This is a genomic window from Liquorilactobacillus aquaticus DSM 21051 (genome assembly GCF_001436755.1).
Lineage (GTDB): Bacteria > Bacillota > Bacilli > Lactobacillales > Lactobacillaceae > Liquorilactobacillus > Liquorilactobacillus aquaticus.
Genome location: NZ_AYZD01000001.1, coordinates 12,008 through 32,826 on the forward strand (window position 1 = coordinate 12,008; position 20,819 = coordinate 32,826).

Genomic DNA, 20,819 nt, shown 5'->3' on the forward strand with positions numbered 1-20,819 from the left:
CCGCGAAATAACTTTACTGCTGAAACATATTAGTTCATATAAGACAAGGAGCCGGGTTAAAAGTTATATTTTAACCTAGCTCCTCTATTTATTTTGGATAAACCTGTTCCATAAGTCAAAATTCTCCATATAACTCGAATTACTCATAGCAAAACACTTGCTATGTGCGTAATTTCGCTTTAGTACTCAAATTTTACCGACTTGTGTCACACTCCCTATTATATTATTCTGACATATCCTTATTTAATACATTTCAGAAGCCAGCTACTTTGCCATACTAACAATCCCTCTGAAAAAAAATTTTAGCCTATTCTATACATCTTCAAAAAGTTCGTAAATCTTAGGTCGATATACTCTCATTTTTTTATTGATTAAACAAGTCACAGCACCAACCTTGTTTGCACGGTCAAGCCTAATTCAGTTTCCATACGTCAATCCCAGCGTCAGGATCAAACTGCCGCGGCAAATCTTCCTTAGTGGGCGTAAAGACTATCTCCCCAGTATATCCGATCGTTGCTTCGCGCAAGTCTCCTGCAATGACTGCAATATCACCTTTGTCATTCAAATATGAAAACCCAGCATGGGCGTGCACAACCGGCTGATTCTGGTCATCGAGAGAAACATTTCCAGTTAAAGTAAACATTTCTAACATTCCTTCCTTCGTATGATCTAGGAAGTCGTGTTTTTCTGGAATATAAGTCGAAATAATAACTTTATTAGCGGCACCGATTCCTGTAAAGTGACCACACACATGATACCTATCTGCAAATTTTCTAATTTCCGCCATTAAGTTCTCATTTTTAGCGATCCTAAGATAATATTCACCATTCATCATTTTGGACTCCATCGTACCCACCATGTCCTTTCAAAATATAGTTTAAACAATCAAAAAGCCGTTTAACCCCAGTTTATGTAACAGTTAAACAGCTCGCATCCAATTCCCCTTTGAGACCTAACGCACCATAGGAAGCTTGACATCAGCATTATATTTCCCTCAGCCAAAATAAAAAGCAATCTTTCGGTCTGCATTCGACCAGAAAATTGCTGCACATCCTTAGGCTTTATCTGGATAATAGTCTGTACCTAGCTGCTTTTTGATTTTATTTTTTGTCAGATCAATATCCTTTACTTTGTCTCTCAGATCAGCCGGTGTTTCAAGGTATTTCTCCCAAACATCTTCCATCGCTTCACTGACTCGTTTAAAGTCTGCTTTATCCGAAGATAAATCTTCCTCAATGAAGATAAAACTTGGTACAGTTCTCGATTGGATTTTTCCATTGTAAAGAAGCTGAACTTTTTGACAAGTGTAACCTGACTCATTTCCAATCCCAACTTTATATGCAGCATTAAGTTCTGGATCACGATGACTGGCTGGTATATATTTAAAAAAATACGGATTAAACAATCTCATGCCTGCACCCCCTTCACTCTATGTTTCAAGTATAGCGGTTTCACAAATTAAATGTCAATTTTATAGTTTCTTATGCCGAAACAGTAGAGCTAAAAAAAACCTTCAGTTAGTTTAAACTGAAGACAGTATACTTTCACCTAGTTAAATATTAAATATCAAATTTTCTGAGGTATCGTGTTAATAAAGACAATCCTTGTTTTAAAATCTCTTTATTGCAGCAATAGCCCAAACGTGCATGCTGGGGAACTCCAAAAGCACTCCCTGGAACCAATAAAACACCAGTATCTTTCAAAAGTGAAGCACAAAATGAATAATCATCTTCCGGAATAGTAAGCTTGATAAACGAAGTTGGAACATAATTAGGCAAGACCAGTTCGACACGTGGTTCTTTTTCAATCCAGTGCTTAACAATTTCCAAATTTTCACTCACAATCTCTCGATTACGTTGAAGAATCTTCTCCCTGTTTGATAACGCCAAGACTGCTAATTCATTATCCAGCACTCCACTACTAATTAAAGTGTAGTCGCGATACTTGCGAAAAAGATTGATAATTTCATCGTTTGGCGACGCAACCCAGCCAATTCTAAGTCCAGGAAGCGAATAAGTTTTTGACAAGGAATTAGTAGCAATTCCCTTTTCATAAATGTCTGCGATCGAGACAAAGTCACTGCTGCCCGCTAACGGGGAATAAACTTCATCGACAACGACATAAGCATCTACTGCACGGGCGACTGCAACAACTTGCTCAAGAGCTGTTCGCTCTAACAGCGTTCCTGTCGGATTGTTCGCATTATTCAGACAAATCATTTTAGTCTTTGGTGTGACGATCGCCGCCAGTCTATCCACATCAAGTTGCCAATTAGCATCTTCTTCCAAATGAATAAAATCAACATGTGCTCCAAGTGAACGTGGAATGTCGTAAAGCTGCTGATAAGTTGGAAAAGGTGCAACAACATGATCTCCAGGGTGCAAAAGCGCATAAAGAACCAGCATATTTGCCCCTGTTGAACCATTAGTTTGCAGAATATTTTCAGCAGTAACATTCTGGTATAATTCGGCAACAAGATTTTTAAAAGCCGGCGAGCCTTCAATCCAACCATAATCCATTTTCCTGCTATTTAGCTTTTCAAAAAAAGCAGCAGTTGTCGTCCCACCCAGGGCTGTCAATTCTCTTAATGTTAAAGCCGCGACTGAACTCTGCGATATGTCAAAACGCGCTTCTTTCTCCCATTTATTCAACCATTCTTCAACGCCGAACTTTGCTATTTCGATAATTATCGCTCCATTCCTAAAAAACGTTCCTTTCACCGCTACGCTATCTAACAATAATAGTTTACAAAGTTACTATTTTTCCCTAACCTTAACTCGAACTAATTTTTTGATTTCTATTACTAAGCGTCTATTTTCCTCTTCCTTACCAACGGTAATTCTAACATACTGCGGATAACCCCATGCACTGCATTCGCGAATAATAACACCGCAAGACATCAATTGTTCACAGAATACTTTTGACTGCAGGCCCTCCGGCAATCGAGCAAAAATAAAATTGGCTTGAGATGGCACAACTTCAAATTCCAACTGGTCTAACTCTACAGTAAGCTGTTCTCTTTGCAGCAGTAGCTCTTTTTTGATTGCCAGTGCTTCCTTCTGATCCAGCAATAGAGAAGCACGTGCCGCAAAAAGGCCAACACGATTAACACAGAAAGGTTCAGTAATCGTATCATATGCCGTAATCAGGTTTGGCCGCGCTAAGAGATAACCGACACGAATACCTGCTAGACCATAGTACTTGGAAAAGGTCCTGATAATCACTAGTTTTTTATGCTCCAACTTATCTGTCAGTTGTGCTCTTTTCCCCATTTGGATAAAGTCAGCATATGCTTCATCGAGAGCAATCCAGACGTCATCCCCGACTTCATCGACAAAATGTTCAATCTCTTCAGGGTTATTTATCGCTCCAGTAGGATTGTTAGGATTGCATAGCCAAACCAACTTTGTGTCTGGAGTAATGGCTGCTTTAAAAGCCTCGAAGTCGTAACTGAAATCCTCTTTCACAGGAATCTCCTTGACTGTTGCCCCCATCAAAGTGGAAACTTCTCGGTAGAGGCGATAGGTCGGTTTCGCAAGCAGTACCTCATCTCCTTCATCTAAAAATAAGCGTGCTACGGTTTCAATAACATTTCCCGCCCCACTGCCAAGAGCAACATTGCCTTTCGTCAGCCTATTTTGAGCGGCAATCGTTTCGATCAAGCCGACATAATCATCTTCTGGATAACGATTGAGGTACTTCAAGCTCTTCTTCATCGCAGCCTGAGCATTTGGATATGGTCCATAAGGATTCTCATTTGAACCCAATTTAACAACATCTGTCAACCCATATTTATCTAGAACAGCTGCTTCAGTCTCACCCGCAATATATGGCTGACAATCATCAACCTGTCTGCGTAATTTTAGTTCTGACATTTAGACACCTCAATCTTTATAATAATAATTCTCAAGCACAAAAAAAGGATTTAAAATATTCGCTTATTTGAATACGTTAAATTCTTTTTAATAAAACCAATCGCTATGAAAAGTTTTCTATTGAATAATAAAAGTGGCTCAAAAATAAGCTTTTGCCTCTCCCACTTATTTTAATTCTGCGTATCATGATGGATCACCCGAACGACTATTTAAACACGATGATCTTTTGGTTAGTAAACTCATATAAGCCCAGATCACTCATCTCACGTCCATAACCAGAATTCTTAACCCCACCAAATGGCAATTCAGGATAAGCTCCGGAAGGTCGATTAATAAAGACTTGCCCGGTCTCGATCTGTGACGCAACACGATGAGCACGTTCTTCATCTTCACCATAGACTGCACCCGCTAAACCAAAATCTGAATCATTTGCTAGAGCAACAACTTGTTCATCGTTCTCAGCGATAAAGACCTGTGCGACCGGTCCAAAAAATTCTTGGCGATAGGCTGGATTAGCAGGCGTAATATCAGTTAGAACAATCGGCTTGAAAAAGTTTCCTCGTCCTTCGACAATTCCGCCATCAACCAAAACCTTTGCTCCATGTTTAATCGCTGTATCAACCTGAGATTGCAGTTCAACAGCAGCACTATGAGATGAAAGAGGAGCTAGTGCTGTCGTTTCGTCAAGCGGATCGCCCATCTTGAGGTTAGCAAAAGTCTGTTTGATACCCGCAACAAACTCCGCCGCAACCGTCTTTTCAACAATAAAACGTTTGGCTGATGTACAAACCTGCCCCGAATTGCGCAGTCTGGCTGCAGTTGCATCTGCAATAGCAAGCTTCAGGTCCGCATCATCTAAAATAGCAAAAACATCACTTCCACCAAGCTCCATGGTCGATTTGATTAAACTCTTCCCGGCAGCACCAGCAATTATTCTTCCCGCTGCCTCTGAACCCGTCAACGCCACTCCTTGAACACGCTTATCCGCAATTATCCGTGAAACTTGTTCATGTGATATGAAGAGATTTTTAAAGGCTCCTTCTTCCCAACCAGCTTTCTCAACCAACCTTTCCAGAAGTTCTGCACAACCCGCAACGATCCCGGCATGCTTTAAAACAACCGGATTACCGATCAAATAATTGGGTGCTAAGACACGTACCACTTGTGAGTACGGAAAATTCCACGGCTCAATACTAGCAATTACCCCCAACGAATGATATTCCAAAAGTGCTTTCTTCCCTGCTCCGTAAGAATAAGGTTTAGGCTTCAACAATTCAGTGTGGTTCGCATAATATTCTGCCAATTTTGCACATAATTCAACTTCACCACGCCCTTCACTGAGACGTTTCCCCATATTAAGCGCGGCTTCATGGGCCAACTCTTCCTTATGTTCAAGCAGAACAGCTCCAAAGCGTTTTAGTTTCTTAGCTCTGAATGCTACGTCTACTTGTTTTTGTTCTTGATAAAACATTTCTGCTTTTTTCAAAGCTGCTTCAACTTCAGCATCACTTTGTACGGCAAATGTCTTAAGTGTCTTTCCATTATACGGATTAACTACGGTATACCCCATTAATTTTCACCCACTTTTTCCAAACTTAAACTGATACTCGTATTCAGAATCGCAATAGCTTTATTCACATCGCTCTTCTCAATAATCAATGGCGGCATAAATCTAATCACATTATGAAAAACACCACAATTCAGCAAGATCAAATGCTGTTGCAAAGCCTCCTTGCGAATTCTTGCAACTAACTCCGTTGCCGGTTCTCCATCTTTTTCACGAAACTCAATTGCGATCATCAATCCTAGTCCACGCACGCTGCTGATCGCTAGATATCTTTCCTGCAGTTTTTGAAGCTTGGTAACAAAATAAGCACCGACTGTTCTGACATGTTCCAAGAACTCAGCGTTCATGATGTCCAAAACAGCTGACCCGGCTGCACAAGCCAAGGGATTTCCTCCAAATGTTCCACCATGTGCCCCTGGTTCCCATTGATCCATATATTTCTTTTTGCCAATTACTGCACTCAACGGTATCCCATTCGCAATCCCTTTGGCTGATGTTAGGACATCAGGCTGTATTCCATAATGATCTTTGGCAAACAAATTACCTGTCCGACCATAACCACTTTGAACTTCATCGAAGATCAACAGGATACCAAAACGATCACAAATTTCTCGCAATTTAATCAGAAATTTTCTTGGAGCTGGAAGGTAGCCACCTTCGCCCTGTACGGGTTCAACAACGATGCATGCTGTTTGCGAAGGAGCCAGCACATTATGAAAGACCTGCTGCAACTGCCCTAAACAGCGGGCAATTTCTTCGTCCTCACTCAACTTAGTATTATAGATGTCAGGAAAATCAACATGATAAACCGGTGGCAGGACACCTTCATAATTTTTACGATATTGTGCGTTCGAAGCTGTCATCGCTGCAGTCAGAAGTGTCCGCCCATGGAATGAACGGTTGAAAGCGATGATCCCGCTTCGCTTGGTCACGCTCAATGCAAGTTTTACAGCACCTTCATTGGCTTCGGCACCGCTATTGGAAAAATAAACCTTGTAATCTTCTCCAACACGAGCAACTAATTTTTCTGCCAGTTCAATATAAGAAGGATAGTAAACAACATTGTGTCCTCCATGAACCAAATCATGCAGTTGCTTTTCAATTGCCTCAACTACAACTGGATGATTATGTCCGCAATTGACGACTCCGACTCCAGCTGCAAAATCAAGATACTTTTCGCCCTTTTCATCAGTCAAATAGGCTCCTTGACCCTTTACAATACCCAATTCTGTTGCACGTTTAGCGACTGGCGGCAAAACTTCCAGTGATCGTTCATATAATGATTTCAAATTTACTTCACTCCTTGCGGACAACTACATGACCTTGGATAAAAATGAACGTGTCCGCGTATTATTTGTTTCTTTAAAAATATGATCAGCTGTTCCACTATCAGCAATCATGCCCTCATCCATAAAAAGAACTTGATCTGCAATATTCTGTGCAAATGACATTTCATGTGTGACAATGATCATAGTCATTCCGTTCTTAGCCAATCCTTCCATTACACCCAAAACATCGCCAACCATTTCAGGATCAAGCGCTGAAGTCGGTTCATCAAATAGCATAACTTCAGGTTCCATGGCCAGAGCACGGGCAATCGCAACACGTTGCTGCTGCCCACCTGACAATGACTGCGGGTACGCGTCAGCTTTTTCTGATAAACCAACCTGTTCAAGCAGCTCATGCGCATGTTTATTGGCTTCTTGCGGCGTAGCAATTTTTAATTTTATTGGTGAGAAAGTGATGTTTTCTAGAACCGTCTTATGCGGAAAAAGATTAAATTGTTGAAACACCATCCCCATTTTCTGACGTAATAAGCGTAGTTTTTCTTTGCTGGCACCATTAACATTCTCGCCTTCAAACAAAACTTCTCCTTCATAATCATCTTCTAGACGATTCAAACATCGCAGCAGAGTACTCTTGCCACTGCCAGAAGGTCCGATCAAAACAACTTTTTCGGATTTCTTAACATCAAATGAAATGTCTTTCAAAACGACATTGTCACCAAAAGCTTTCTTAAGATTGTTGACTTCAATAATGCTTTTTTCAGCGCTCATTCTGTCATCCCTCCTCTAATTACTTCGCAGATATTTGCGCCCCATTCTCTTTTCCAAGAGCTGCATCAGCTGCGACAAAATAAAGGTTAGGACGAAATAAATCAAAGCAGCAACAATCAACGGTGGTACAAAGTCATACAGTGTTCCGCCAACCCCTAATGCTTGCGCGGTAACTTCTTGAACTCCAATATAAAACAGGACCGATGATTCCTTAACTAAAGAAATAAACTCATTTCCAAGTGCAGGCAGAATATTCCGAACAGCCTGCGGTAAAACGATTGAAAACATTGTTGTCCTATCACTTAAACCCAGAGACAGTCCAGCTTCAGTCTGCCCATTTGAAATCGAGATAATCCCTGAACGAAAGATCTCAGCGGTATACGCACCAGAATTGATCCCCAAAGCGATCGATCCTGGGATCACACGATCAAGCCCTGATCCCAAGAACTGGATCTGTGGTACTTCCAAAACCTTCGACAATGTATAGTAAATCAACATTACCTGAATCATGGCTGGAGTCCCTCTGACAATTGCAATATAAACACGTGCAATGTATGAGAGGAACTTTATTTTAGAAAGCCGCATCATAACAAAGATCAATCCGAGCAGGATGCCGATAATGATACCGATTATGGAAATAATAATTGTTTGCGCAGTTCCTTCGACAAAAACTGGATAGTACTGCTTTAAAAAATCAAACATTTTCTTCACCCTTTACTTGGCTCAATTAATCTGCATTCTTAGCTTGCAGATCCTCAGCTTTCTTAAACATCTTGTCTAACTCGCCGCTCTTTTTAAGTTTATTAATCTGCTTATTTACACGCTTTAACAAAGCTTTGTCTGATTTACGAGCTGCAATATTGACCGAACGTTGATCTTTTGGCGTCGTCAACTTGACCTTAGCAATCGCGTATTTATCGGGATATTGTCTAATATAATTATTGGCAATTTCATTTTCAACGACCACACCACTCAACTTACCCTGTGACAATTCTGTTGTTAAACTTGTCAAAACACCTTCGGTAACAACATTGCTTCCCTTCAACTGAGACTTAGCAATCGATTCTTGTGTCGTTGTCTGTTGCGCTCCAATTTGTTTGCCTTTAACATCAGATACATTATTAAAGTTATTTGCATCTTTCTTTTGAACCAGCAGTACATTCTCAACGGTGTAATATGAATTCGAAAAGGCAACAACTTTTTTACGTTCGTTGGTTGAAACCATTCCTGCCATAATCAAATCAATTTTGTTGTTTTTCAACTCAGAGATCAATGATGGAAATTCTGTATTTTCAATTTTGAGTTTAACTCCTAAATCGTCCGCAATTTTCTGCGCAATCATCATATCGTATCCAACAATTTTCTTCTTACCGTTTTGCATGATCGGGAATTCAAACGGTGCATAATCAGCTGACGTCCCGACAACTAAAGTTTTCTTATCTTGAATTTTTTTGACACTGTTATCTGTACTTTTGTTGCCGCAGCCTGCAAGAACAAGTCCTAAAGCCATTACTGTTCCAAGCATCCCCAAAGTTTTCTTGAATGTTAATTTCATGATTTCTCCCCCTGTTTTGTATTATCCGCGTTGTAACGGAAAGGTCATACAATGCGGGCCTCCGCCCGCTTTCAAAGTTTCAGTTATATCCAGTTCGATCACTTTCATTCCATGTGCACGCAATGCCTTGTTGACTTCCGTATTCTGCTTCAAAGACAAAACACGCTTAGCTCCTAAGCTTTCTAAATTGCATCCGTGCTTGAAAATAGCTTCTTCTGGCACCGGAATAATTTCAATTTCAAGTTTTTCCAGTAATTTCAAAAATGCTGCAGGCAGCCCCTCCTTATAGGCAACAGCCAGATGGTCATCGACAAGATTAAAACACATGTCAAGATGAAGATAGCGCGGATCTGCAGGAACCGGGTAAACTTCGTATCCAAAGTGAGCTAAACCCGCCTTCAGTTCCTCAAACCCTTTTTGATCTGTCCGGTCAATAATACCAACTGCAATCACTTTTTCAGTCAGAAAAGCAAAATCTCCTCCCTCAAAGTAGCCCTCTTTGATCTCTAATATTTTGGGAACACCCAATTTCTTCATCTTATTTTCGTAAGCTCTCCTTTCGGGAAAGCGTAATTCTTTTTTAAACCGTCCTAGAATATAACCTTCTTTGACACAACCACCGAAATCACGTGCAAAAACTGCATTTGTCATCTCTGGCGTTGCCGTTTGCTGCTCGACTTCGATCCCAGCTTGCTGGTAGGCCTCGACAAGCTGTTCAAACTCAGCAGTCAATTTTTTTCGATTCAGCGGCTGATCAGCATATTTTTTAGAAATCTCATTGATCGGTGCTGCTTCTTCCAGATAAGTCGGCGGACAAACCAAAACTCGCTTTAGTTCAGAAGTTCCATTAAGTACAAACATCGCTTCACTCCTCACTCTTCCACGCTTTTGCCGTAAAATTGCGAATCAATTTAGGTAAAACACCAAATGAATATGGCTTATAGACGCGCTCTTTCCAAGTGTGCGCTCCCTTACCAAAAACGCCGATATCAACAGCTGGAATATTCAGCGCACGCATCTTATCATAGGGCAGCGGGTAAATTCTTCCAGCAAACGGAAAATTCTCAGTCAGCTGGTTAATCTCTGCATCATTTTCATCGATTGCCAAGTAACTACTATCAGACAGATACGGAAAGAACTGTTTCATTTTAAAATCTTCCTCCTGTTCATAGTCGGCTAGAGTTGCCTTGAGCTTTTGATAAATATGTGAATCTGATGCGATACTGTTATGCGGACAGAATGGCGGTGCTAGAAACAAAATAACTTTCGCTGCACTATCGTTGATCTGCTTATCTAAATAATCAATCAATGCAAAACCTATTTCACGCTTATCAAGTTCATGATTTTCCTCCCAAAAAGCATGAATTAGTTCATCTACTTGAATCCCTTCTTGATGGAGATAGTCCAAATACTCGACAAACGTAAATACCTTAATCTTTCGTTCGTCTTTGACAGCTGGAAACGAGAGACTATTCAAATATGCAGCTTGCTTTGCAGCCAAGTCAGCAACTAAGTCACGGCAATCATGCTGGACAGCTTCTTTTAAATGCTGCAGAATCTCATACACAGGACGCTTATACGTGAACGTATTAAAATACATCTGCGTGACTTTGGCTGTTTGAACATTATAGAAATCTTTTTGATCACGCAGCATCAAACATGACGATGGTAGAACTTCCTCATCAGGAATGTGTTCAATAAACTCTGGGTTGTTATTAATCAATAAATTGATCCGGCTAGCAACCAAAGTAGAGTCGACCCCTGCATAAGTATTGCCAACATGCGTTTCGATTCCCTTAATATAAAAACACGTCAGTGCTTTACCTGCTGCTCCGTAATAAATGTATTTCTGTTGATCTCCTTCATACTTAGGACTTATAAAATCCGTATTCACTGCAACTTCGTAAGTGAGGTCGTATTTCTTCTTTAATCTTTCCAATTCATCTAATGAAGCAATTGCTCCACTGTGATCATTTTCCTCAACACAATTGCCCATAAATAGCAAGTTTCCGGTTAGCTCTTCTGGATGCTCGCTATAATAAAGCAAATTAGTCAGATTGACAGCATCTCCACTTTTCATATCCAATGCTCCCCGCCCAAAAAGCCAGTTACCTGAAAGAGCATCCTTTTGAATATCTGGATCTTCGCTATAATGCTTAAAGTATTCAGCCAGCTGGTCTGAATTCAGCGCCTCCTCTTTTAAGACTCCAAAATCATTTATCCCGACAGTGTCCATATGTGAATGATAAATAATCGTTTTTGTTGCGCCTTCCTTTTTTATTAAGGCAAATACATTTTTTCTCCCTAATGTGTCATTCGGAAGTTCCTGAGTCCATACAAAACGCGGATGTTCCTTAAAAAAGGGAAAGCTGCGTAAAACATCTTCGACTTCCTCAGCAATCGCAATCTCCCCAGCAGTACCATTAACACTTTTTACACTAACAAGTCTGCGTGTAATTGCTTCGATTCTTTGTGCTTCTGACATCTGTTTCAGTTTCTGGTACATCTCCACCACTTCCAAGGTTATAAAAAATATAATTAAAACTTAATGTGATTATAATTTACCTTCAATGTCATGTCAATAAATATAACAATGTCTAATAACGTAAACTCTTTGCTTTCAAAAGTCAGCTGCTCATTTGATAACAGGTATTATGCATAAAATTCGATTGTTACAGGTTACATGTTAATATATATTCTTGATTATGCTTCGAATATTCAAGGCTATTTCTTGAGCTTTATTATTCCAAGTAATAACTAGCCATTATATTAGTGGTAAAAGCGGCTCCATGTTATATTACTTAACATATAAAAATTGCTCAGAATCATCAACCTCGGTCATCACAATGTTCATGAGCAGTATTAGGTTGATTTAATCTTTTAATTAAAGGAGTCTTTCAAATGAAAATTATTATTTCAGATTATGCAACGTCAATGATGGCTGACCATAGCTATGAAATTAAGCTCTTAAAACAACAACATCCACAATGGATCGTTAAAGTACTAGTCTATGATCCTAATGATCTGACCGAATTCAATCATGAATTGGCTGATGCTGATGCTTTGATCACCGCGTTTATCCCCATAGACACAATGCTTCTTGCTGAAGCTCCATATTTGAAGTTAATTTCGGTTAATGCGATGGGCTTCAATAATGTAGATTTAAAAGCAGCATCCGCATACGGGGTCCGTGTCTGTGCAATTTCCGACTATTGCAGTGATGATGTTGCCGAATTCACATTCTCTTTAATTTTGAGCCTAACTAAACAGCTAAAAGCTTACGATGAACTCCTGCACACCAAACACGTCTGGAAGTATAATTCGTTACCACCGCAAAAGCGACTCGCTAAACAAACATTAGGCATTTTAGGACTAGGTAAAATAGGTCAAAAGGTTGCACATATTGCCAAAGCATTCGGTATGCAAGTACTCGCCTATGATCCTTTTCTTCCACAAGAAGTTGCTGCAAAACTCAGAATCCCTTTGATTTCTGTAAATCAACTTTACCAAAGGTCCGATATCATTACTAATCATATGCGTCTAACTAAAGACAATCGCTCCTTTTTTGATAAAAGTGCATTTGAAAAGATGTCGGCGCGACGTCCCACCTTCATTAACGTTGCCCGCGGTGAAAGCGTCAATGAAGAAGCGCTGTTGGATGCACTGGACAAAGGTTTGATCAAAGGAGCTGGTCTCGATGTCCTTTCATCTGAAAAGCCTGATTTGGAAGGCCATCCTTTATTAAATCGCCCAAATGTTATTCTGACTCCGCACGCAGCCTTTTACTCCGTCGATTCTGTAACAGATCTGCAACGTATTTCATGCCAAAATGTTGTCAGGTTTTTCGAAGGCGAGCACGATATGGTCAGCCATTTTGTGGATGAGCAACCTAAGATCCTGATTTAATCCTGCAGTCAGAAAATTGATTGCTGATGTGCATTAATTCATATAAAAATAAGGTTAAAAAAAGAACTAGACCAAAGTTGATTTTGATCTAGTTCCTTTTTTATTTCACTATAAACCTGTTCCATAAGTCAAGATTCTTCATCTTACTTTGAATTACTCATAGTAAAAGAACACGCTATATTCGTAATCTCAAGTTGATCTCTCGACTGCAATTTTCTTTGAATCTAATTTTATTCCGACTACAACTACAAAATCTTAGTTTAATTTATACAACGTACTGCTTTGCCCACCCATTGATCCACCTGACGGTTGAGATTGATTGTTAGACATGCCCTTTTGACTACTGCTGTTAGGCTTCTTCATTCCACTAGGCCTTTGACCTCTCCCTGCCATTTTTTTGAATGAACCTCTAGGCGTTTGACCCTTCCGTCCAGTTGCAGACGAAGCTGTATCGGTATATTCTTTCGCCTTCACTTTGGTCCCATATTTTTTAACCCATTTGATAATCGAACTGCTTGTGGTTTTACCAGAAAGATAAAAATACTTAACTTTACCTTCTTTGACCATCTTTTTGAACTGTTTAAGTGAGATCGCATTATCTGTACCATTGTACCCACCAATTGTCATCACAGCTCTTTTTGTTTTAATAATATACGGTGCTGCTGTATTAGAGTCCATGGTTGCGAACATATATTTAGTATTCTTGGTGTTTTTCTCAAGATACTTGATCATTTTTGTACTGGCACTCTCACTCCCAAGTCCTCCGCTGGACTGGCCAGAACTGCTTAGCAAATCTGGTCCCGCCGACGGAATCGCATCAGATGCACCTGCTAATGTAGGTGTCAAAGACCAGAATCCAGGTGCCAGTGCTAGAAATGCCACTGCTAAGGCTCCATAGATCAAACTCTTATGCTCATCTTGATAGAACATCGCCGAAAATGAAGCCACTGCTGTTCCGATAATAATTATCCAGCTAAGCCATGGATAATAACTATAAACATACCAAGCCTGCAAAGCAGCCGTAATCCAAAAACCGGTTGCCAGCAGATATAATTGCCAGCGATCACGTTTCTCCTTCAATGATTCAATGAATGTCGTTACCCCGATAGCCGCTAAGACGGCCAGCGGTGGCGCAAGCATGATCATATAATATGGATGGAAAAAACTAGCAATACTGAAAAAACCAGCAACTGGAACAAGCCATCCTGCCCAGTAAAGCAACTGTTGCTGTTTCTGAGTTGTTTTCCACCACTTTTTCTGTCTTTTAACTTCATATAGATACGCTGCAATCAATCCGACAAGCGCTAGAGGAAACAGCCAACTGACTTGCTGTCCCAGTGCTTTTTGCAAGAGTCTAAATGGTCCAGCAGTACCAATATTAAACGCTCCGCCACCACCGCCTTGAGCCCCAGTCCCCTGCTTGCCACCCATTTGCTGACCGCCTTTGTTAGCGCTAGCAGTGATGCCCTTACCTCCAGGGGATTGCATCTTTTGGCTACCAGTTGGCTGGCCTTTCATTTTGCCTTGCGTTTGCTGCTTTTTCTGCGAATTACCCATTCCACTGAATCTTCCGCCAGTTCCAGTTGATTGTCCCAACAAACGCTGACTGCCATTATAGCCGAAAGCCAAATTTAAGACAGAATTATTTGATGAACTTCCAATGTAAGGACGTTTGGTGGAATTAGTTGAGTCGACAGCCAGCGGCCATAAGAGCGTAAAGGCCGTTACGGCTGCTGTTGCAACAAATAAATGTGCAATTTTTTTCTTCCAACCGGCTGTTGAAGCGATCCAATAGAAAAAATACATTGCGGGTAAAACCATGAAAGCTTGCAGCATTTTAATATTAAAAGCAATCCCAATTAGTGCAAACGCAATTGCCACAAGCCATGTTTTATGCTTTTTCACAGCCAACTGCAGAAGATATCCAGCTAGCAGTAAGAAGAAAACCAATGTCGCATCCATATTATTTGTACGTGAATCAGCGACAACGATCGGTGTAATTGTCATGAAAAAAGCACCTAAATTAGCGGCAAGCCTCCCAAAATAAGGACGCACCATCTTGTAAATCAAAGCAACTGAGCCGATTCCGAATAAAACTGAAGATAAAACAATACTCCAGCTATGCAACCCAAAAATTTTGACACTTGCGACCATAAACCATAATGCGACTGGGGGCTTATCGACGGTAATAAAACCCGCTGGATCAAAACTGGCATACCAGAAATTTTTCCAGCTCTTGCTCATACTGATAATAGCAGATGTATAAAAATCATTTGATGACCCAGCTTTCCAAATACTCCATCCGTATAGGAAAGCGGCAAGAACCAAAATAACGATCAGCCACCCGTCGAATCGTTTTATCTTTTCTTTCATATAGTACTCACATCCCTCTCTCGTTCTGACTAAATACCTAATGGAAAACCGGCAGCTTGAATGTGATAAACATATAAAGCTACTTACATAAGATTAAGCTTGCTTTTTTTAACTACTCTATATAAATCAATATTTTTTCTTTAAGAGTTATTAATTTTTTATTTAGAGAGAAAGGCTGGGCTAATTTTCATTTCAAAAAAAACACAAAAAAACTTCCGCAAATCTCGATTGATTTGAACAAAAGCTTTTCTCTTAGCTTAGGTTCAAATCCGTCATAGTATGCAGAAGTTTACCTCTATGATAACTCTGGTAAAAAGCTTGATTAGGTTCGTACTGCTATTATGTGCGAATCTTTCATCGTTCTTTTCAATGGTGCATTCAACAGTAAAACTTTTACTGGAGCATTGCACTACACTAGCTTGCCATTTTTTTACCTGATTATATATATAACATGCTTAGTCCAGATAACTGCTGTGAAATAGTATAGAACCTCGGTTTGTTCCAATTGGCGCAATTTTATTCAGAATAGGTTCCAAGACATGATAAAAATCTGATGCTGCAGGAGTTAGACCATTCTTCATCGCTTCTAGCTGCAAACTAATAATTACTTTATTAACGACTGCAACAGTATATCTGTTCCGTTCTAAATCCGTCTTTGCCATGAGCCCTATTTTTCTTTCCCGTTCTGAAATTTGAGGATCAAGTACAAAATTATACATTTTAGCTAGTATTTCCTGATTTTCTTTTTTTTCTTCTTTAAACATTGTTATCACTCCTAGTTTTTAATATTTTCATCATTCAAAACGTACTGGTCATCTTCTTCAACTACCTAGATTACTACTCGTTTCAATACAATTCCAGTGTCTTTTCTTATACTGCAATCGTCTATGAATGACTCCTTTAAAAATTATTCTCTATTTTAGCTGATTAGTTAAAACACTCTTAAAATATAGTATGATAACGCCTAGTCGTTTCGACACAAACAAATAGGCTCCCAGCTAATGAAACTAGAAGCCTAAAAAGGTGTCTATTGATCGATTGGATTCTCTTTGGTATAAAAAAGTTGCATGCATCACTCATTGTTTTTGCCGCATTGCCTTTGATGGCAAAACATACTAACCAACTTTTTTTGCAAAAACACCATTGCTAATTTTCATATCCAAATTTGAGGAGCTAAATTTTGAATTATATTCGTAAATTACCAAAGATCATTTTTATATGATTGCCGGTTGCTCTCCCCCGAGCTAGAAACGATCCTTTTCATTCTTACGGTATCATTAAAGCAAGTTTTCAACTATTCATCTTAAGTCTGCAATCGTCGTACTACCATATAGCGACTCCCAGTCCTTTTTAAAATCTGCAACAGCTGCTGAAATCAAGGGAACATTCAGGCCGGACTGAATTACGTCTGTTCCAATTGTAACGGCGTGAGCACCATTCTTAATTGCGGCCGTGACCTGCTCAACATTATGAAAGCTTGCCGCCAATATTTTTGTCTGACTCTTGCTTGCTTTGATTGCTTGCGCAAGCTCGGCAATTACTTGATCAGCTGCAATGTTCATATTTTGCATTCGGTTATAATAAGGAGCAAGATAGTCAGCGTTCGCCGCCAATGCCAATTCCCCTTGAAAAACCGTATAGATTGCAGTCGCTGTAATATGCAGCCCTTCACTTTTTAAAACTTTGATTGCAGCCAGTCCTTTTTCATCTGTTGGAATTTTTATATACACATCTTGATCGATTTCCGTTGTGATCCGATGTGCATCAGCAACGATTTCATCTACCGTTGACCCAACTACTTGAACATGTAACGCTTTATTCTTACCGATGACTTTGCGAATTTCACGCAAATGTTCAAAGAAATCAATCTTTCCTTCTTTTTTTACAATTGTTGGATTCGAGGTCACCCCGTTTAATGGCAGTGTTTCATTGTATCTTCTTATTTGATCCAAATTGACGGTATCCACTAATATTTCCATCATACTTCCCTCTCTTTTAACATAGCATTTACGAATTTTGTTTTGTTATGATCGATTCGATATTACTAAATAGTTTGTTCCGTTCGTTCAATAATATCATCCTGCGTTTCTTTAGATAAGCCGACAAAAAATGCAGAATAACCGGCCACACGCACAATTAGATCTCGGTGTTTATCTGGATTTTTTTGTGCATCAATTAGCGTTTCTCGATCAACAACGTTATATTGAACATGATAACCATGAAGGCGATTGAAGAATGTACGCAACAGCATTACCAGTTTTTCACAGTTAACAACACTGCGCAAAATTTGTGGTGACATCTTTTGATTCAATAGAACTCCTCCGATAATAGCCTTCGTATCTAGCTTAGAGACCGACTTAAAAACCGCTGTTGGGCCTTCTGTATCCAGCGCATGCTCTGGTGAACATCCTTCAGCTAATGGTGTTCGTGCAAATCGTCCATCTGGTGTCGCCAGTGTGCTGTGACCTTGGCCCACGTTGGCTGAAATCGAAGAGGTTCCAGCATAGCGCCCCCCACCGATCGGACCCCTGCCATACCGAGTATTTTTATACTTCGAAATTTCATTGATATAAGGTTGATATGCGTCAACGATCAGTTGGTCTACCTCATCAATATCATTGCCATATTTTGGTGCATCATTGATCAGCATTTGCCGTATTTTTTCTTGTCCTTGCCCTTGATAATTTTCTTGTAACGCTTGCCATAATTGATTGGAGGTGATACATTGCTCTTCAAACACCAGTTTCTTAATGGCTGCCAATGAATCAGCTAAATTAGCAATTCCCACTTGCAAGCCACTGATGAAATCATAGATTGCTCCACCTTCCTTGAGCGTTTTTCCACGTCCAATACAATCTTCAGTCAGCACAGAACACAAAATATCTGGATAGTTTTGTTCTAGGGCCAAATCGCAGCTATTTTCAATGATGACGCTTTGACGTGTGATCTCTCTTAAAGACTTATCCCACGCCTTCATTAGATCTTCATAAGACTTCATTTCTGTAAAGTGACCATAATTTGGCAACAACTGTTTCCCAGATTCAGGATCCTTACCACCATTCATAACAATCAGCAATGTCCGTGGAAAATTAACAAAACTCATTCCGGTACACCGATATCCCCATTTTCCGGGTACAGCTGTCTCAACACATCCAATAGCACTATAGTTATAAGCGTCTTCTTTTTTTATCCCACGTGCAATAAATGATGGAATTATAACCTCATCATTATTAAAGGCTGGCATTCCCAAACCTTTTTTGATTACCTCAATGCACTGGCGCATGAAATGATCGCTAAGCCCGCGATGATATCGCACTGTTAAATTAGGTTGTGGCAGATGGGCTTGAACAATCGCATTCAAGATAAGGTATGAGGTTGGATTAACCGCATCATCTCCATTTTTAGTTTGTCCCCCAATCGTAATATTTTGGTACAAAGGACTGCCTGCGGAAAATTCAGTATGTGCCCATGATCGAACTTTGTTGATAGTTAAAGTCTTAAGGCATAGGTTTGTCAGCAACTCAACTGCCTCTTTCTTGTTAATTCTGCCAGCTGCCAAATCTCTTTCGTAAAATGGATTAAGGTACTGGTCTAAACGTCCGTAAGAAACTGAATGTCCATTGGATTCTATTTGAAGGACTAGATGAGTTAACCATATTGATTGGACCGCCTCTTGATAAGTATCCGCCGGATGATAAGGTACTTTGCGCAAAATTCGCGCCATCTCCACTAATTCAACTCTCCGTTTCTTTTCAGTCACTTTAGCCGCTTGCTTTTCAGCCAATTCTGCATATCTTTTCGCGAATCCTTTAACTGCTTTGATGACAATCAAACTCGCTTGGTAAAAATAAAGCTTTTTCTGCTGACTAATATCAGTAAGATCTAGCCTTGCCAGCAGTGTTTTAACTTTTTTTTCATATGAAATCAAGCCTTGATTGATAACAGTTTCGTAATTTACAGCAATGTGTCCATCACCAGAAGTAATATTTCCGTCAGCCCCGATCAATCCCAAATCATAAAAAACTCGGCTTTGTGGTGGAAAAGAAGCATATCCTCGATCCTCTAATGTATTGTGTTTCCAGAAAGGTGCGATTTCTCGTAATTGCTCTTTAGCCTGCTCCGTAATATAAAACACATCCCCGGAACGCTTTTCGAAGATATCCAACTCTTCGATGACCCAGTTCATCGAGTATTCTGGAAAAACCGGAGCCCAACGATTATGTGATGCCTGATTTCCTGCCAAGAGTGTATCCTTCTCAATATAAATCGTCATGTTTTTTAAAATATGTTCTAAAACACGTGCCCTAATAATATCAACTTGATGATCTTGATATTGTTTGTATGCTTCTGTTGTTAATATCGCTTTTTCTGGATCAATATATGGTTTAGCAGCAAGAATAGACTCACGATAGTTATGCATTTTAAGAGTTAGTTCGCCAAAATCTCCGACTTTTTGTCCGAATACTTCCTGATCTGCAGTAATTGTTGGACTCATTTTAGATAACCTCCTTGAATTTTATTAGGCGCAAATACAAAAACTTCATAGATTAATTCCACTATCAGTACTTCACCCGCAACCGCTCTAAACAAATTTTTTGACAGCTTGACTGTCCCAGCAGTATCTACCATCCATTTATTTTGGCTTTCACCCCTGCTTCTTGTAACGTTTTTTGATATTCCAATAAATCGTCTGTATGAAGTTGCGCCTTGTCTTTTAATGTATATATTCTTCCCAGTTCCGCATACTTTTTTAAGCCGAACTGATGAAAAGGCAGTAACTCAACTTCTTTGACACCAAGTTTCTTGAAAAGCTTGCCAAATTGAATTGCATCTTCATTGGTATAATTAAACCGCGGAATGACTGGTATCCTAATACAATAGTTTTTGCCGGAAGCAATCAAAGTTTTCATGTTTTTCAAGATCAATTTATTGCTTCCGCCAGTGCCTTTTTTATGCCGCAGTGAGTCCCATTGCTTACAGTCAAAATAAATCAGATCCATATAAGTATAAAACGCATTGAAAACATCCGCCTTGGCAAAACCAGTAGTTTCACATGCTAGATGAATCCCGCGTGCCTTGACTGCCTTAGCGAGTTCAATCGCAAAGGGGGCTTGAAACAAAACCTCTCCACCTGAAAATGTTACACCACCATTCGACTCATCATAGAAATCTTTATCCTGCATGATGATTTCCATCAGTTCAGCAACTGTTTTATATTCTCCAACGATTGTGTTGCAATTTTTTGCTTCATCAAACATCTTTTCAGGTCTTTTCTTCTGAGATTCTGGATTTGAACACCAGGCACAGCGTAGAGGACATCCTTTAAAAAAAATAACTGTTCTGATCCCTGGTCCATCATTTAGGCTGAACTTTTGCACATTAAATATTAAACCGGTTCTTGTCTCATTAATTTTTTGCTTTGTTGGCATAGTGTTCCTCCTTTTGATCAGAAAATTATATTTTTTGGCTTTAATAAACGAGCACTT

Annotated in this window: 17 protein-coding genes; 1 reads left to right on the plus strand and 16 read right to left on the minus strand. The window is 39.7% G+C overall.

Annotated features, from left to right (window positions below; translation table 11 throughout):
* Window positions 1–412: 412 nt before the first annotated feature.
* The 11 genes from FC19_RS00050 to FC19_RS00100 form a co-directional block, all read right to left on the minus strand.
* Window positions 413–859 carry a PPC domain-containing DNA-binding protein gene (locus tag FC19_RS00050; protein WP_083488241.1) on the minus strand — a complete coding sequence of 149 codons (447 nt, stop codon included), beginning with the start codon at window positions 857–859 and terminating at the stop codon, window positions 413–415.
* 195 nt (window positions 860–1,054) lie between these two features.
* Complete coding sequence (locus FC19_RS00055) at window positions 1,055–1,411, minus strand: hypothetical protein (RefSeq protein ID WP_057874957.1); 357 nt, start codon at window positions 1,409–1,411, stop codon at window positions 1,055–1,057.
* Between the two features lie 148 nt (window positions 1,412–1,559).
* On the minus strand, window positions 1,560–2,684 hold the full coding sequence (locus FC19_RS00060; protein WP_057875104.1) for an aminotransferase: 1,125 nt from the start codon (window positions 2,682–2,684) through the stop codon (window positions 1,560–1,562).
* Between the two features lie 72 nt (window positions 2,685–2,756).
* The gene (gene hisC, locus FC19_RS00065; protein WP_057874958.1) at window positions 2,757–3,875 is read right to left on the minus strand and encodes a histidinol-phosphate transaminase; all 1,119 of its coding nucleotides are present in this window, start codon (window positions 3,873–3,875) and stop codon (window positions 2,757–2,759) included.
* A 205-nt stretch (window positions 3,876–4,080) separates the two neighbouring features.
* On the minus strand, window positions 4,081–5,445 hold the full coding sequence (locus tag FC19_RS00070) for an aldehyde dehydrogenase family protein (RefSeq protein ID WP_057874959.1): 1,365 nt from the start codon (window positions 5,443–5,445) through the stop codon (window positions 4,081–4,083).
* Entirely contained in the window at window positions 5,445–6,731 is a 1,287-nt protein-coding gene (locus FC19_RS00075; protein ID WP_057874960.1) for an aspartate aminotransferase family protein, read from the minus strand. The genes FC19_RS00070 and FC19_RS00075 overlap by 1 nt, the downstream gene beginning before the upstream one ends.
* A 24-nt stretch (window positions 6,732–6,755) precedes the next feature.
* Complete coding sequence (locus FC19_RS00080; RefSeq protein WP_083488243.1) at window positions 6,756–7,499, minus strand: amino acid ABC transporter ATP-binding protein; 744 nt, start codon at window positions 7,497–7,499, stop codon at window positions 6,756–6,758.
* Between the two features lie 15 nt (window positions 7,500–7,514).
* A complete protein-coding gene (locus FC19_RS00085; protein ID WP_057874961.1) occupies window positions 7,515–8,201 on the minus strand; it encodes an amino acid ABC transporter permease in 687 nt (228 codons plus the stop codon).
* A gap of 25 nt (window positions 8,202–8,226) precedes the next feature.
* Window positions 8,227–9,054, minus strand: a complete 828-nt coding sequence (locus FC19_RS00090; protein ID WP_057874962.1) for a transporter substrate-binding domain-containing protein — start codon at window positions 9,052–9,054, stop codon at window positions 8,227–8,229.
* Between the two features lie 21 nt (window positions 9,055–9,075).
* A complete protein-coding gene (locus FC19_RS00095) occupies window positions 9,076–9,915 on the minus strand; it encodes a dimethylarginine dimethylaminohydrolase family protein (RefSeq protein ID WP_057874963.1) in 840 nt (279 codons plus the stop codon).
* Window positions 9,916–9,919: 4 nt separating this feature from the next.
* Window positions 9,920–11,560 (minus strand): M20/M25/M40 family metallo-hydrolase, encoded by a 1,641-nt coding sequence (locus FC19_RS00100; protein ID WP_057874964.1) that lies wholly within the window; start codon window positions 11,558–11,560, stop codon window positions 9,920–9,922.
* 428 nt (window positions 11,561–11,988) lie between these two features.
* Here FC19_RS00100 and FC19_RS00105 point away from each other — a divergent pair, with 428 nt between their 5' ends.
* Entirely contained in the window at window positions 11,989–12,960 is a 972-nt protein-coding gene (locus FC19_RS00105; protein WP_235809286.1) for an NAD(P)-dependent oxidoreductase, read from the plus strand.
* A gap of 255 nt (window positions 12,961–13,215) precedes the next feature.
* Here FC19_RS00105 and FC19_RS00110 read toward each other — a convergent pair whose 3' ends face one another.
* From FC19_RS00110 to FC19_RS00130, 5 genes are all read right to left on the minus strand, one after another.
* On the minus strand, window positions 13,216–15,333 hold the full coding sequence (locus FC19_RS00110) for an ArnT family glycosyltransferase (protein WP_057874966.1): 2,118 nt from the start codon (window positions 15,331–15,333) through the stop codon (window positions 13,216–13,218).
* Window positions 15,334–15,788: 455 nt separating this feature from the next.
* On the minus strand, window positions 15,789–16,097 hold the full coding sequence (locus FC19_RS00115; RefSeq protein WP_057874967.1) for a bacteriocin immunity family protein: 309 nt from the start codon (window positions 16,095–16,097) through the stop codon (window positions 15,789–15,791).
* Window positions 16,098–16,631: 534 nt separating this feature from the next.
* A complete protein-coding gene (locus FC19_RS00120; RefSeq protein ID WP_057874968.1) occupies window positions 16,632–17,312 on the minus strand; it encodes a fructose-6-phosphate aldolase in 681 nt (226 codons plus the stop codon).
* Between the two features lie 65 nt (window positions 17,313–17,377).
* Entirely contained in the window at window positions 17,378–19,828 is a 2,451-nt protein-coding gene (locus tag FC19_RS00125; protein WP_057874969.1) for a glycyl radical protein, read from the minus strand.
* 127 nt (window positions 19,829–19,955) lie between these two features.
* Window positions 19,956–20,762, minus strand: coding sequence for a glycyl-radical enzyme activating protein (locus FC19_RS00130; protein WP_057874970.1), 807 nt, complete (start codon window positions 20,760–20,762; stop codon window positions 19,956–19,958).
* Window positions 20,763–20,819: the final 57 nt, after the last annotated feature.